Source organism: Hyella patelloides LEGE 07179 (assembly GCF_900659865.1).
In the GTDB taxonomy this organism is placed as follows: domain Bacteria; phylum Cyanobacteriota; class Cyanobacteriia; order Cyanobacteriales; family Xenococcaceae; genus Hyella; species Hyella patelloides.
Window position 1 is genome coordinate 1 of the sequence record NZ_LR213937.1, and the last position, 14,775, is coordinate 14,775.

The 14,775-nt window shown below is 36.4% G+C and carries 13 protein-coding genes and 1 pseudogene; 3 read left to right on the forward strand and 11 right to left on the reverse strand.

Annotated features, from left to right (window positions below):
* Positions 1-256: pseudogene (locus H1P_RS37580) on the forward strand (hypothetical protein); the annotation flags it as partial.
* Positions 257-318: 62 nt separating this feature from the next.
* Here the strand turns inward: H1P_RS37580 and H1P_RS22095 are convergent.
* The 5 genes from H1P_RS22095 to H1P_RS22110 all read right to left on the reverse strand — a co-directional run bounded on the left by H1P_RS22095 (position 319) and on the right by H1P_RS22110 (position 4,544).
* A complete protein-coding gene (locus H1P_RS22095; RefSeq protein WP_144871403.1) occupies positions 319-1,044 on the reverse strand; it encodes a pyridoxine 5'-phosphate synthase in 726 nt (241 codons plus the stop codon).
* Between the two features lie 277 nt (positions 1,045-1,321).
* Positions 1,322-2,332: a type I glyceraldehyde-3-phosphate dehydrogenase gene (locus H1P_RS22100; RefSeq protein ID WP_144871405.1), complete on the reverse strand. Its 1,011-nt coding sequence runs from the start codon at positions 2,330-2,332 to the stop codon at positions 1,322-1,324.
* Positions 2,333-2,696: 364 nt separating this feature from the next.
* Positions 2,697-3,560, reverse strand: coding sequence for a dihydropteroate synthase (gene folP / locus H1P_RS22105; protein ID WP_144871407.1), 864 nt, complete (start codon positions 3,558-3,560; stop codon positions 2,697-2,699).
* Positions 3,561-3,648: 88 nt separating this feature from the next.
* The gene (locus H1P_RS36365) at positions 3,649-3,801 is read right to left on the reverse strand and encodes a hypothetical protein (RefSeq protein ID WP_186376082.1); all 153 of its coding nucleotides are present in this window, start codon (positions 3,799-3,801) and stop codon (positions 3,649-3,651) included.
* A 173-nt stretch (positions 3,802-3,974) separates the two neighbouring features.
* Positions 3,975-4,544, reverse strand: a complete 570-nt coding sequence (locus tag H1P_RS22110) for a carboxymuconolactone decarboxylase family protein (protein WP_246141893.1) — start codon at positions 4,542-4,544, stop codon at positions 3,975-3,977.
* A gap of 109 nt (positions 4,545-4,653) precedes the next feature.
* Here H1P_RS22110 and H1P_RS22115 point away from each other — a divergent pair, with 109 nt between their 5' ends.
* Entirely contained in the window at positions 4,654-4,995 is a 342-nt protein-coding gene (locus tag H1P_RS22115; protein WP_246141895.1) for a winged helix-turn-helix transcriptional regulator, read from the forward strand.
* A 14-nt stretch (positions 4,996-5,009) separates the two neighbouring features.
* Here H1P_RS22115 and H1P_RS22120 read toward each other — a convergent pair whose 3' ends face one another.
* The 4 genes from H1P_RS22120 to H1P_RS22135 form a co-directional block, all read right to left on the reverse strand.
* Positions 5,010-5,411: an allophanate hydrolase-related protein gene (locus H1P_RS22120; RefSeq protein ID WP_144871409.1), complete on the reverse strand. Its 402-nt coding sequence runs from the start codon at positions 5,409-5,411 to the stop codon at positions 5,010-5,012.
* 8 nt (positions 5,412-5,419) lie between these two features.
* Complete coding sequence (locus H1P_RS22125; RefSeq protein ID WP_144871410.1) at positions 5,420-6,112, reverse strand: GntR family transcriptional regulator; 693 nt, start codon at positions 6,110-6,112, stop codon at positions 5,420-5,422.
* 75 nt (positions 6,113-6,187) lie between these two features.
* Positions 6,188-6,445: a CRR7 family NDH-1 assembly protein gene (locus H1P_RS22130; RefSeq protein WP_144871412.1), complete on the reverse strand. Its 258-nt coding sequence runs from the start codon at positions 6,443-6,445 to the stop codon at positions 6,188-6,190.
* 285 nt (positions 6,446-6,730) lie between these two features.
* The gene (locus tag H1P_RS22135; RefSeq protein WP_144871414.1) at positions 6,731-8,323 is read right to left on the reverse strand and encodes an NAD(P)H-quinone oxidoreductase subunit N; all 1,593 of its coding nucleotides are present in this window, start codon (positions 8,321-8,323) and stop codon (positions 6,731-6,733) included.
* A 481-nt stretch (positions 8,324-8,804) separates the two neighbouring features.
* On the opposite strand from H1P_RS22135, the gene topA reads away from it, so the two are divergent.
* Positions 8,805-11,627, forward strand: a complete 2,823-nt coding sequence (gene topA, locus H1P_RS22140; protein ID WP_144871416.1) for a type I DNA topoisomerase — start codon at positions 8,805-8,807, stop codon at positions 11,625-11,627.
* 67 nt (positions 11,628-11,694) lie between these two features.
* On the opposite strand, the gene H1P_RS22145 is transcribed toward topA, so the two are convergent.
* Together H1P_RS22145 and H1P_RS22150 are read right to left on the reverse strand one after the other, a co-directional pair.
* A complete protein-coding gene (locus tag H1P_RS22145; protein WP_144871419.1) occupies positions 11,695-11,838 on the reverse strand; it encodes a DNA-binding protein in 144 nt (47 codons plus the stop codon).
* A gap of 548 nt (positions 11,839-12,386) precedes the next feature.
* Positions 12,387-13,958: a hypothetical protein gene (locus H1P_RS22150; protein ID WP_144871421.1), complete on the reverse strand. Its 1,572-nt coding sequence runs from the start codon at positions 13,956-13,958 to the stop codon at positions 12,387-12,389.
* Between the last annotated feature and the right edge of the window lie 817 nt (positions 13,959-14,775).

The window sequence follows — 14,775 nt, forward strand, 5'->3', positions numbered from 1 at the left end:
GCACATCTCGGTTTGGATTTGTCTATACCTGATAATATTATTTTGTTATTTCAACCTCCTTACTGTCAGTAACGTTAATCCGATTGAAAGATTGTGGAAAGAAGTCAAAAAATTCTTGAAAAATAAAGTCTTTGATTCCCTAGATTTTTTAAGAAGAAAACTAGCAAATATCTTAGCTGAATTTACTCAAGCAGATATCGCTTCCATTACGGGATTTGATTTCATTCTCGATGCATTATCTGTAGCTGGACTTTAGGAAATTGGTATTACGACTTTTTAAATCGCTTGATAAGCGATTGCAAATTGAGAAATATTTTTTTATCGAGATAATATCTTGAGATATTCCTTAACTGTATTAGCCATTCCCATTTCTAAAGCTTCAGCAGTTAAAGCATGACCTATGGATACTTCCAGAATATTAGGAATGGAACAAAATTTAGCTAAATTGTCTAAATTGAGGTCGTGTCCCGCATTGACTCCTAAACCTAATTCCTGAGCTTTTTTAGCAGCCTCAGCGTACTGCTGAAAGGTTGCTTCTAAATCTTGATTTTCGCGAAATGCTGTGGCATAAGGTTCGGTATATAGTTCGATTCGCTCGGCTTTAGTTTGAGGAACTAGACTAATTTGTTTGATGTCTGCGTCCATAAATAAACTGACTCTGCTACCAAGAGCCTGTAATTCTTGAATGATGGGACTGAGGAGATCGCAATTTTTAGTTAAATCCCAGCCACTATCGGAAGTAAAAGTATCTGGAGCATCAGGTACAAGGGTGCATTGGGTAGGCTTAACCTTACGCACTATTTCCATGAAGGAAGCCTCCAACGGATTACCTTCAATATTAAATTCTATAGGAGCTACCACTTCTACCAAATCATAAACATCACCAGGTCTAATATGTCTTTGGTCTGGACGAGGATGAACCGTGATTCCTTTTGCCCCTGCGTCAATGCAGATTTGCGCCATTTTAGTAATGCTAGGTATGCCAATATTGCGCGTATTTCTAATTAAAGCAACTTTATTGAGGTTGACGCTGAGATTAGTCATGAAGAGTTTAAACAGAAAATGAATACAAACTAAATTAACAATAAATTTGATCTTTGATGCCGTCAGAATAATTATTAATCTTAAATTGAAAAAAACTACACATCAAGAATGATCGTATTTTTTGCTAAGGGTGGAGCTTTCGTTAAACTCCAATTTGTTAACTATATCGCGATCGCATTATAGCAAGATACTAAGCAAAATAAAAATCTCTGCCTACAAAAGTAAACAGAGAATCAACTAGATACCAAATGATTGGAAAGAAAATAATACCAATTTATTACATTTTAGAGGCAATAACTTCAGCCAAGTCAACAACTCTTTGAGAGTAGCCCCATTCGTTGTCATACCAAGCAATAACTTTAATCATGTTGCCATCCATAACTAGGGTTAACTGTCCATCTATAGTAGAAGAAACATCAGTTTTCCTAAAGTCAGAAGATACCAAAGGTAAGTCAGTATAATCAAGAATACCTTTGAACTCTCCTGTTGATGCTGCTTTGAGAGCTTCATTAACCTCTTCAGCAATAGTGTTTTTTTCCACTTGAGCAACTAAGTCAACTACAGAAACGTTAGGAGTAGGTACACGCATTGCGATCCCGTTTAACTTTCCTTTTAATTCGGGTAGTACTAAAGCTACTGCTTCTGCTGCACCAGTGGAAGTAGGTACAATATTGATTGCTGCTGCTCTAGCACGTCTTAAGTCACGGTGGCTTGCGTCAAGAATGCGTTGGTCACCAGTATAACTATGGGTGGTAGTCATCATTCCTTTAACGATACCAAATTTGCTATTGATGACTTTAACAATAGGAGCAAGACAGTTAGTTGTGCAGCTAGCATTACTAATGATGTCAAACTCATCAGGGTTGTATTTGTCTTCGTTAACTCCTACCACGTAAGTACCGATACCAGGACCTTTACCAGGAGCAGTAATCAGCACTTTTTTAGCTCCTGCTTCTAAGTGTTTTCCCGCACCTTTTTGATCGCGGAAAACACCAGTGGATTCAATGACAATATCGACATCCCATTCTTTCCAGGGCAAGTTCAAAGGATTTCGATCTGATACACACTTAATTGTTTGACCGTTGACTATCAAAGAGTTGCTGTCAGCTTGAATATCTGCATCACAAATACCCAACATGGAGTCGTACTTAAGCAGTATAGAATTATTTTTAGGAGTAGAGGTATCATTGATCCCAACTACTTCAATATTGCTCTTTTCTCTGCCGATTAAGCACCTTAAAAAATTACGTCCGATACGGCCAAAACCGTTAATTGCTACTCTTACCACTACTTCTTGCCCTCTAATAAATTTTTTAGGTGAGATAGATTAAATGATTCTTAATATCACTCATCATATCGTAAAGTATGAATAATTCAATATAGTAATTAGAAACTTTTTTTGACCTTGACTACTATCATTGAGAGCAAAGTTAGCGGTTTATACCTAGAAGTCCTAAAACATCCGAAATTTATTACAGCATGAGCCTCTCATTAAGCAAATTTACCGTCAGTACATTTTCGACATAAAAGAGCTACTACGAAAAAACAACAACCTCTAACAATAATGGCTACAGGTATTTTTTGGGCTTTTTTTGACGCTTATTTCCAGCTTTTGCGGGTAAATTAGGGTTATATCCCTAAAATTGAGCTATTTATTGCTTATTACGCCAAATAGCATCAGCTACTCGCGCTACATCATACATTTGAGTCACATCATGAACTCTAATGATATCTGCGCCAAAAGCGATTGCACCACAGCAAGCAGCAGCCGTTCCCCAAACTCGATCTTTGGGGTTATTTTGTCCGATTATTTTACCAATAAAACTTTTACGAGAAACCCCGATTAAAATGGGAACATTTAAAGATTGAAATTGAGATAGTTCTTGAATTAATTGAATGTTTTGTGAGCTATCTTTAGCAAAACCAATACCAGGATCGATAATAATATGTGATGGTTTGATGTTAAAAGCGATCGCTTTTTCGATTTGCTGCCTAAGAAAAGCAATGATCTCTGTTATTAAGTCTTGATAATCTGTCAAACTTTGCATTGTTTGAGGTGTACCTCTAATATGCATTAAAATAATCGGGACTTCTAGTTTTGCGGCGATCGCAAACATCTTTGGATCGTAAGTTCCCCCAGAAATATCATTAATAATATCTGCTCCTGCTTCTATAGCAGCGATCGCTACTTCTGCTCTAGTAGTATCAATAGAAATCGGGATAGTTTCCTGTTCGCGGATCGCTTTAATTATAGGAATAACGCGGTTTAATTCTTCATTAAGTGATATTTGTTCTGCACCAGGACGAGTAGATTGTCCGCCAATATCAATGAGATCTGCGCCATTTTGAATCATGGTTTGTGCTTGTGTTAAGGCAGATTTAGCTTGATTAAATTCTCCACCATCACTAAAGCTATCAGGGGTAACATTAAGGATTCCCATAATATGTGTTTTTGTACCCCAATTAAATTGATAATTACTTTTTTTTAAAATAGTAGATTCTAATTTTTTATTCATTAATAATTAGTTGACAATTAAAGTAGGGTGAGCAATGCTCACCCCATTATAATGATTGTAATTTTGTAGGTAAAATTTTCACAAAAGTTTAGAAAACACCCATTAAAACTAATGCTGTAAAAGCGCAAAATATACCAACAGTAATGGCAAAAATAGTTGGATAGGGAGCGTGATTAGCTTGCTCTAGATATTGATTAACTTTTTCATCATTCGGTTCGGGATGCCAAATCATATTTTTCATGGTTCTTATCTCCCAAAATATTCTCTTAATTGGCTTTTTGGAGTAGCCAACAGTAAAATTGAAATTAGTTTATAATTACATTTAATCCTTAATTAAAAGTAAGCGACCTCTTCATCTCTAAAAAACTAATAATCTTAACTTTTCGTAGATTTACTTAAACTATTTTTATACAGCTATTCTTTTCTTAACTTAATTGTTGGTTTGCTCCATTGATAGGATTTAACGGTACGATCTAAAGGAGTACCAGAGATCGCGTTTGTATAGTTACTCATCGTTTTAATAGCTATACCCAAAACAACTTCTAATGCTTGTTCTGGAGTGTAACCAGCTTGCAAAAAAGTATCCAGTTCTGAATGTGCAATCTTACCGTGAGTCCGAATTATAGATTGAGTAAAAATCCTTAATGCCTCGTGACGACTATTGGTTAATTTAGCACCATTTCTAAGAGCTTCAATATCTTCTGGGGACATTTTAACTTGTTTTGCTAGAAGTGTATGCCAAGGTACACAGTAATCACATTCGTTTTCAAAATTTGCTGTTTGATAGACTATTTGACGCTCTATCGGCGATAAAGATGTGTTATCAAATAAATTCCAACAAGTAACGTAAGACTCCAGTAATGCAGGGGCTAAAGCCATTGTTTTTTCCAGATTAGGAATCATTTTAAATTCATCTTTTGTTTGAGCCAAAATTTGTTTGGCTTTTTCTGGTGCTGTATTTTCATCAAACAGAGGAAACATCATATTTTGTTAATTCAATAAATTACTCGACAGACAACCATAATAAAGTTTTTCTTTAAAATAATTCAAGTAAGTACTTTAAAGTAGTGTAGGTACTTATTGGTTATAATTTATGTCTTTACTGAAAAACAAATATAGAGATAGTAATAATTTTAATCAAATGATCGTAGACTGCCTGGGTTGTAAATGGACAGTTTTACTATTAGAAAATATCGCATTAGGAACTAATCGCCCTGGTAAACTGGCAAAAGTGGCGGATGGCTTAACAACCAAAGTACTTAATCAATGCCTCAAGCGAATGATTGATTATGAAATATTAGAAAAGCGATCTTTTTCGGAAATTCCGCCTAGAGTTGAATATTATTTAACTCCCTTTGGCTTAGAGTTATATCAATTACTTTTAGAACTAAAAAATGTCCACAAGAAATACTTTGTTGCTTCAGTTGAAACATAGAAACTGATTACTTTTTATTGATTACTATTTTTATAAGCTGCCCAACCTCCAAGATCGGAAATATCAAGCCAATTGTATTTCTCCACTAATTCTTTAGGATACAGTATGGCGATCGCTTGTTCTCCTCCTTCGATATTTACTGTGTCGGGGTACATATGGGGAGGCTCATTGGCTAATAAATGTTCATACTGTTCTTCAGTCATCTCATAAATTTCCCCAGGAATACTGATTCCTCCTGTTTCTACCGCATAAATAGCGGGATGCCAGCCATTTTCGGCTGCATGGAGGCGGTATTGAGGAAGAGTTTTCGTGGTTTTGACAAATTTTGCGTTTGTCAGATTTTGATGATCTGGCTGTCCTCGCAAAGCTGAACCACAGATAAAGACTTGTTTGATACTTGATTTTGTTGTTGTCATGGTTTTATTTACGATGTAGGGGATTCGGTACTCTTAATAATTTCTATTTCTTGCACAACTCTGGCTTTACTGGCAATTAAATGCTCTTTAATCTTTTGTTTTGCCAAATTGGGGTCATTATCAGCGATCGCTTTATAGATTTGTCTGTGTTCTAAACGAATTTCTAAGACTTGAGGATTATGCTTAGTAGTTTGAATTCTGAGCAATGCCATCTTATCAAAAACCTGCTCTAATAAAGTTAATAACCACTTATTAGTTGAACTTTCTGCTATCAGATGATGAAACTTATAATCTAGTTCTAAAAGCTCTAAGCTGTCAGATTTACTTAACTGAGATTTTACAAATTTTTCTGCTGATAAGACATATTTTTGCAGTTGTTCTAATTGTTGGGAGTTGGCAAATTCACACGCACCTGCTACTGAAAGCTGTTCCAAAGCGATACGACAATCATAAAGTTGAATTGCATCTTCAACAGAAAAGGTAGCAACTCTAAAACCACCATTGGGATTAGAAACAATCAATTTTTCTCTTTGTAATTGACCTATTGCTTCACGAACAGGAGTACGACTAACTTGTAACTGTTGAGCTAATCTAGTTTCCACTATTCTTTCTCCTGAAGCTAAATCCCCTCTTAGAATAATTTTTCTTAAGGCTTGATATACTTGCTGTCGCAGGGCTTTACTTCGCTCAATAGCAATCATGAATTGAGTTTTGACTTACTGGAGATTACTTTATATTATATTGAAGTTCTAAGTATACAGTATACGTAATTAATTTTATTTTTCTAAACGTACTACATACCATTGTAAAAATTTGTTTTCTCCGATATCTAATTCAAAATAGTTGTCTCTTAGATAGCTAGCTTTTTCACTCATTAAATCAAATTTAGTAAGTTCTCTGGGAATTTCGATATCAGAGGAACTAAGCAATTTTTCTAGCTTAAGTTGTAATTCTGCTGCGGTCATAAATTGTTCTGGTCGATCTGCTTCTAGAACAATATAACCATCTTCTTGATGCATTATGGGATCTGCCATTTTTGAATAATCAAGGATAAAGGAAAGAGAAATCAGTAATGAAACAAATAAAAAAATTGCCTGTAAAAACAGGCTTTTCTAATGATAAAGAAAGATAGTAATCCTCATTGATTTAGAAGAACTAACATCCGACAATGAACCAATAACGGTAAGCAAAATCGAGGAAACTTTGACAAATGCAATCACCGTATTGACAAAGGACATTTAGCTACATAATTTTCATAACTCAAAGAGGATTGCTATAGTCGATCGTTGACAATTAAATTCTATTTTATTGTTTGAGATTTATTCTGTAACAATGTCTAACTCTGGCTGAATGGATGTAGTTAAAACTTGTATGGTTTCTGGAGATGCTTTTTGAGTAACTACAGCCGAGTGTAAGAAAGGAGTGCTGACAACAGAATCGTTAGCCAAAGTAAACAAAGGATTAGAAAAAATACCCGCTAAAGAAGTAACAATGAGTGATAAAATCATTCCCACTTGTAAGGGGCGCATTCCTGGTAAATTCCAACGAATTGCCGGATAGTTTTTTACCACATCGGACATTTCATTGGGTTCTTTTACTACCATCATTTTGACAACGCGAATGTAGTAATAAATGGAGATAACGCTAGTAATTAAACCGAGCAATACTAAACCATAAATTCCTGCTTGCCAACCAGCCCAGAAAAGATAAATCTTACCAAAGAATCCTGCCATTGGAGGAATCCCACCAAGAGAAAGTAAACAAATACTTAAACAAAGAGTTAACAAGGGGTCTTTTTGATATAAACCAGCATATTCAGCAATTTGATCTGTACCAGTGCGGAGAGAGAACAGAATTACACAGGTAAATGCTCCAAGGTTCATAAAAAGGTAAATTAACAAGTAAAAGATCATGCTGGAATAGCCTGCATCTGTTCCTGCAATAAAACCAATTATCACAAAGCCTGCTTGAGCGATAGAAGAGTAAGCCAGCATCCGTTTCATACTGGTTTGAGCCAAGGCTACTACGTTACCCAAGACCATACTGAGAATTGCCAGGGCGGTAAAGATAAAGTTCCACTCCTCGGTTACAGAGCCAAAAGCAGATACTAGAAGGCGGATTGCGAGGGCAAAACCCGCAGTTTTAGAACCTACAGACAAAAAGGCTACTACAGGAGTAGGAGAGCCTTCATACACGTCTGGTGTCCACTGGTGAAAGGGTACAGCAGAAATTTTAAAAGCAATCCCCGCAATGACGAATACTAAAGAAATTGCTAAACCAAGAGATTCGTTGCTACCAAGATTAGCCAGCTTAGCAGCGATCGCAGTTAAGTTAGTTTCTCCTCCAGATAAGCCATAAAGTAAAGATACACCATAAAGGAAAATAGCAGAACTGGATGCACCAATTAATAAGTATTTTAAAGCTGCTTCATTGGAACGAGGATCCCGTTTCATGTATCCAGTCATCAAGTAAGAAGAGATACTTAACATCTCTAAAGAGATAAAGACGGTGACGAGATCGTTTGCGCCACAAAGAAACATCCCTCCTACTGTCGCAGTTAGCATAATGCTGATAAACTCAGCTAAAGATGTCCCTGACTGCTGTACGTAACGGATCGACATCGGGATAGTTAGAATGGTAGAAACTGCCACAATTCCGCGAAAGATGATGCCAAGATTATCGTTACTGAACGAACCTAAAAAAGCATCGGTGTTGGGAGAATCGCAAATTAGCCCCAAACTAACCACCGCAGCTACTAAACCTGCGATCGCCAGATAAGGCAACCAACGAGCAGAACTACGCCCCACAATCAAATCAATGATTAATACCAGCATGAGGGTGATAATGACTATGCCTTCGGGCAAAATCGCACCTGCATTAAGCTGACTGGCAACATTACTAGAAAAATCCATAAGGTCTTAATTGATGATGAATTATGCTGAAAATGAATTCAGATTAAAAAAAGCTTCACAAAAGGATTGTAACCTGCAAGCTGACAAACTAAGGAAGAAGGAGGAAGGAATGAGGAACGAGGAATATATTAAGCTCGATTGTCTAGGGTTATCCATTAATTTGTCATTCATCTTCTCTGGCTTTATGGCGATCGCATATCTTAAGTTATTGAAAAAAATTAACTACTAATGGTAAATGTTGAATATTACTAAGTTAAATTTTGTTTATGGGCATTTTTGGTTAGAAGCTAAAATCTCCATTTTTTTTCACATAAATACTGCTTGATTTTTGGTTTTGTATTCCTTCATCCCTCATCTGTCAGCCTTTATCATTTATTTTAAAGATCTGATGTTTTTTGTAGAAGAGACTATAACTATAAATTAAGGGTATAACCTCAATATAGACAAACATCTGTTATTTTACTGCGTTAATTATTTTTCTATGGCAACTCTAGTTATTGTTGAATCTCCAACTAAAGCTCGCACTATTCGTAACTATTTGCCCAATAGCTATCAGGTAGAAGCCTCAATGGGTCATGTACGCGATTTACCTTCGGGAGCTAAAGAAGTCCCAGAAAAGTACAAAGATAAGCCCTGGAAAAATTTAGCTATCAATGTAGAAAATAATTTTGAACCTATCTACGTTATTCCCAAAACCAAAGAAAAAGTAGTTAAAGAATTAAAAACTGCTTTAAAGAAAGCCGATGAGCTAATTCTGGCAACAGACGAAGACCGTGAAGGGGAAAGCATTAGCTGGCATTTACTAGAAATTCTCAAGCCCAAAGTGCCAGTCAAACGCATGGTATTCCATGAAATTACTCAAGAAGCCATCCAAAAAGCTTTAGATGATTGTCGGGAAATTGACCGCGATCTAGTTCATGCTCAAGAAACCCGTCGTATTCTAGATCGTCTTTATGGCTATACTTTATCCCCTTTACTCTGGAAAAAAATTGGGGGGAACTTATCGGCTGGAAGAGTCCAATCGGTAGCGGTACGCTTAATTGTGGGTCGAGAAAGAGAGCGTCGTGCTTTCCAATCTGGTAGTTATTGGGACTTAGAAGCTCAGTTAGAACATGAAAAATCAGAATTTTCCGCCAAATTAATCACGTTAGACGGGAAAAAACTAGCTACAGGAGCAGATTTCGATCCCGATACAGGAAGAATCACCGAAGGGAGAGATGTTAAATTACTTAACGAAACTGAAGCAACTACACTCAAAGAAAGACTGATCGATCGAACCTGGACAGTCAGCGACAGAAACGAAAAAGCGATCAAACGTAGACCTTCCCCTCCTTTTACAACTTCGACCCTGCAACAAGAAGCTAACCGTAAAATAGGAATGTCTGCCCGCGAAACCATGAGCATTGCTCAAAAACTTTACGAGCAGGGTTACATTACCTATATGCGTACTGACTCAGTACATTTGTCTCAAGAAGCGATCGCGGCATCTAGAGCCTGTATCGAACAAAAATACGGTAAAAAGTATCTCAGTCCACAACCAAGACAATACAGCACCAAAAGTAAAGGCGCACAGGAAGCTCACGAAGCTATTCGCCCTGCGGGGAACACTTTTCGTACCCCCAAAGAAACAGGTTTAGCAGACAAGCAATTTAAGCTTTACGATCTGATCTGGAAACGCACTGTAGCTTGTCAAATGGCAGAAGCCAGATTGACTCAAATTGCCGTAAATATCAATGTCGAAGAAGCCGTATTTCGGGCTTCAGGAAAACGTATCGATTTTGATGGTTTCTTCCGTGCTTACGTAGAAGGCTCAGATGACCCTGATGCAGCCATTGATAGCCAAGAAATTCTCTTACCACCCTTACAGGTAGGGGACAAACCCAACTGCCAAAAATTAGAGGCTTTGGGACATGAAACCCAACCCCCCGCGCGTTTTACCGAAGCTTCTTTAGTCAAAACCTTAGAAAAAGAAGGAGTCGGTAGACCAAGTACTTACGCCAGCATCATCAACACCATCATTTCCCGTGAATATATTCAAAAGCGTGGGAAAGCTCTTGTCCCTACTTTTACTGCTTTTGCTGTTACCAGTCTGCTAGAAGAACATTTTCCCGATCTGGTAGATTTAGGTTTCACTTCACAAATGGAACAAACTTTAGATGATATCGCAGTGGGTAAAGCGAAATGGTTGCCTTACCTTGAAACATTTTATCGGGGAGAAACTGGTCTAGAAACTCAAGTTCAAGTTCAAGAAGATGAAATCGATCTTGATACTGCCAAAACCATTCGCCTCGAAAATATAGAAGCCAAAGTTCGCATCGGCAAATTTGGACCCTATATCGAGTATCAAAACGGAGAAGCTGAATCTATCAAAGCTTCTATCCCCAAAGATGTTACTCCTGGAGATCTAGATTCCGAACAAATAGCAAACATAATTCGACAAAAAATAGAAGGTCCCGATAAGCTAGGTCTGTTTCCTGGAACTGGCGAACCGATTTATCTTTTAAATGGTCCCTATGGTCCCTACGTACAGTTAGGGCAAAAAACCGATGATAACCCTGCGCCTAGAGTAGCATCTTTACCAAAAAAACAGAAAATAGAAGATGTTACCCTCGATATGGCAGTAAGATTTTTATCTCTTAAGAAGCTAGGAATACATTCTGAGAAAAAAGAAGCCGTCTATCTCAGAGAAGGTCCTTATGGTCATTATTTCCAACTAGGAGAAAAAAGCGAAACCAATAAAAGACCCAAAATAGCTTCTTTACCAGAACACATTAAACCAGAAGAAGCTACTTTAGATATTGCTTTAAATTATTTATCCTTACCCCGCCTTTTGGGGGAGCATCCAGAAACAGGAGGCAAAATTAAAGCTAGCATTGGTTTTTATGGACCCTATGTAGTTCATGAGTTTAAACCAGAAGGATCGAAAAAAACCCAAAAAGATTATCGCTCTTTGAAAAAAGACATTGATAACGTTTTGGAGATTGATTTTGAGCGAGCAATGGAATTATTAGCTCAACCCAAACGCGCTCGTGGCGGAAGAAAGAAAAAACCCCTTAGAGAGTTAGGAATACATCCAGAGGATAAAGAGCCAGTCAATCTTTACAAAGGTCCTCACGGAGATTACATTAAGCACAATGAGACTAATGTGGGAATTCCTGAAGGAGAAACAATAGAGTCAATCACTCTAGAAGCAGCCGTTGCTCTCTTAGCTGAGAAAGCTACTAGCAAGAAAACCAAAAGCACTACTAGAAAAAAAAGTACCACCAAGAAAAAAACTACTACGAGGAAAAAGAAAACTAAATAAAACTTTGTAGAGTTTTAGTCTAGCAGCAGCTTTCCTCGACAAAACTAGACAATCATCCCTAAAATGTCTAGGCTTTTGGCATTCTTCTTTTTAAACTTCTGATTAACTCTCTAAGAACATCGGTTTGAGTTCTATTTGTGAATAAACTATATTGATCCAGTAGTTCTTTTTCTTTGGTTTCTAATCTAATACTAATTTGTGTTTTAGCCATTGATATTAATAGCAATATGATATACAGTTTAATGATGTCATATTTAGCTTACAAGACCAAACTAAAACTAAACAACCAGCAAAAAACATTGTCGGGATAGTTAGATTATGCCAAGGTGTGGGCTGTAGGATTTGGTTAACATAAGCGTTTAAAGATTTTTGTCTTTTTAAAACGTTCTAAGTAGGTAGGCAAATTTATTTGTATATTTCTATAATTGCCTTTCTTTCCTCCTCTGCTCAAAACTATACAATTAATTTTGCATCACTTTTTCCCATTGCATAACCAAGCTCATTCCAAAGGCAACATCTTTTTCATTCTGATTTTTCAAAGCAGAGAAAGTAGAGGAATACTTTGGGTTAGGGTCGATGATAGTTAATTGGCTAAACAAAACCAATTATCAAAGATTGCTAGTCATGCTATTTAATCCAGACCATTTCCGTAGCTGGTTTGTGACGCGAAACTTATGCGAAGCGGTATCCGTGATAGAAATCCTTTGAGGCTTATTGTTGTTATTGTACCCGTTAGTTATACAAATCGTTCTAAGCATTTCATATAATTTTCTGGCTATGCTCCATTTTTTCTCTTGCCACTTTGGCAATAGTTTTCTTCTTATGATTTGAAAGTTGTTTTAATGTAGCTAAGGAAATATTAGGATTCTTCACCAGATATTGAAGGACTTTTTCGTTATAGTCACCTTTTAATTTATCTAAAACTATTGCAGGAACTTGAGGATTTTTGGCTAATTCTTGACGCACAAAAGCAATTGCCTTTTCAGCTAAATACTCCATAATTTCAAAAGAAATACTAGGGTTATTTGCTAACTTAGCGAGAACGAGTCGATCTTCATCTTGTTTTAACCGTTTTAATATTTGTAAAGTCGCTTGAGGATTTTCGGCAACTCCACGACGTACTTTACAGTCCTCACTGGTAGCTAATTTGGCTAAGATTTCTGGTGGAGTATGGGGATTTTTAGCCACTCCGACTTGAACGTAAGAACTTCGATCTCTGGCTAAGGTTTCAATGATTTTCAGGGATATATTGAGATTTATAGCTAAATATTTTCTCACCTTACGAGAGGAATCTTTAATTAAGAATAATGCTGTCGCTTCTGAGATTTGGGAATTTTTGGCAAGTGCAATACGAATTAAATAAGAACTATTTTCTTTTAAGTAGTCTATAGTTTCTTGTGGAGTATTAGGATTTTGTGCTACTTCTCTTAAAGTAGTTATATCGGTACTTTTCTCAACCAGATTGCTTAAGATTTCTCCAGACGTATTAGGGTTTTGGGCAATAAAACTGTGGAGAAAATCGTCATCAAAATTAGCTATTTTGTCCAAGATTAGAGCGGGTATATCTGGATTACATACCAAATTTATCAAGACATCGCGATCTTCAGATTCTACTAAGATATTTAATATTTCTATTGGCGTTTGAGAATTTTCAGCTAACGCTAATTTAATAAATTTGCTTTCGGGATTATGAATTAATAATAAGTTTAGGAGGGGATTATCTACAATTGCTTGAGGAATTTTATCTTTCACTTCGTCAAAAGCAGTTAATCCTCGATTGGGATATTGGAATATAGAATCGCCAATTGAATCAGGTGCGTATTGAGATAGTTCATCTAAAATACCTTGAGAGATATTTTGATCGCTATAAGGGAGATTTCGATCGAGGTTAATAAAATCAACAACTCTAATAATATCTAGAGAAACATTGGGATGATTTACTAATAAATTATAATTATCGCGATTGCCCATAAAATCCTTATACAACCCAATAAAATCCCTAAAAAACATAAATCTTTCCAGGGTAGTAAGAGAAGTAGCTGGATGTTTTAAAACCAATCGACGAACCGAACTATACTGACAGTTACGGATAATCAAATCTAAGATTTTGGGAGAAATATTAGGGCGATTGATAATCTTATAATAAAAATCTGCTGGCTGTTTTGGATAGTATTGATTGACTACTAATTGCTCTAATGCCTTAAATGAAGCATTCTTATGTTTGACAATTGCTAGAGCAATTTCGTTATCTTCAAATTTGGCTAATTCTGTCAGTATGTCTGATGCCGTAGTTTCTTTTTTGGCTTGCCTTCTTAAGTCTTCAATATCCACGAATTTCTTATGGGTTGGGCATTACTAACCTTACGGATAATCTGTCAGGTTTTTTTATTGGGCAGTAAGACAATATCAAAAAAAATTTAGCGAGCGTTCCTTGGCTAATAATTTCAGTCCGTTTAAACAGACTTCCAATATGAGACAGAGAATTGATTCTCTGACTGTATCAGATAGAAATAAATCCGCCGTAACCCTCTTCTGTCACTCTCCAAGTATTAAAATGAAGAGGAAAAAAGATTAAATCGTCAGAAAGCTTAGGGTGTAATGGATGTAGAATTACAGATTCTCGCTCCATTTGAAGCGAGATGCACAGCAGACAGTCTCGATTATAGATCGATATTGCCCCACTTATATATTTGCATCAAGGAATTATCTCATCAATTAAAAGAAAATCATTACCAGAGAATCATAGACTTTTGCTACTAACTTTTGCAACAGAAAAAAACCAAGAAAATGGCAAATTTAGAATTTGTGGCAAAACTTGTAAGTTTTGCCACAGCCAAATCAAAAAAATGCAGCAGTTAATTTGTATTGCGCCAAATAACTCTAAAGATTTTACGCCACTTATTTCTGAAAGTTATAGCATTACGTATTAGCGTTAGGACATTTTTGAAAATTGCTACTTGCTACTTGCTACTTCCGAGCAGATAACTAATCTGTCCTAACGTAACTTTGTACGGCTATACACCTCTTCTGTCACTTTCCGAATTAAAAGATTACGAAATAAGGTGATTTATCCAGAAAGAAGCAGTGTGGGAAATTGATTAATGCTATCAATTAAGTTATGTAATCCTAGTAATAAAGAAGAATTAGG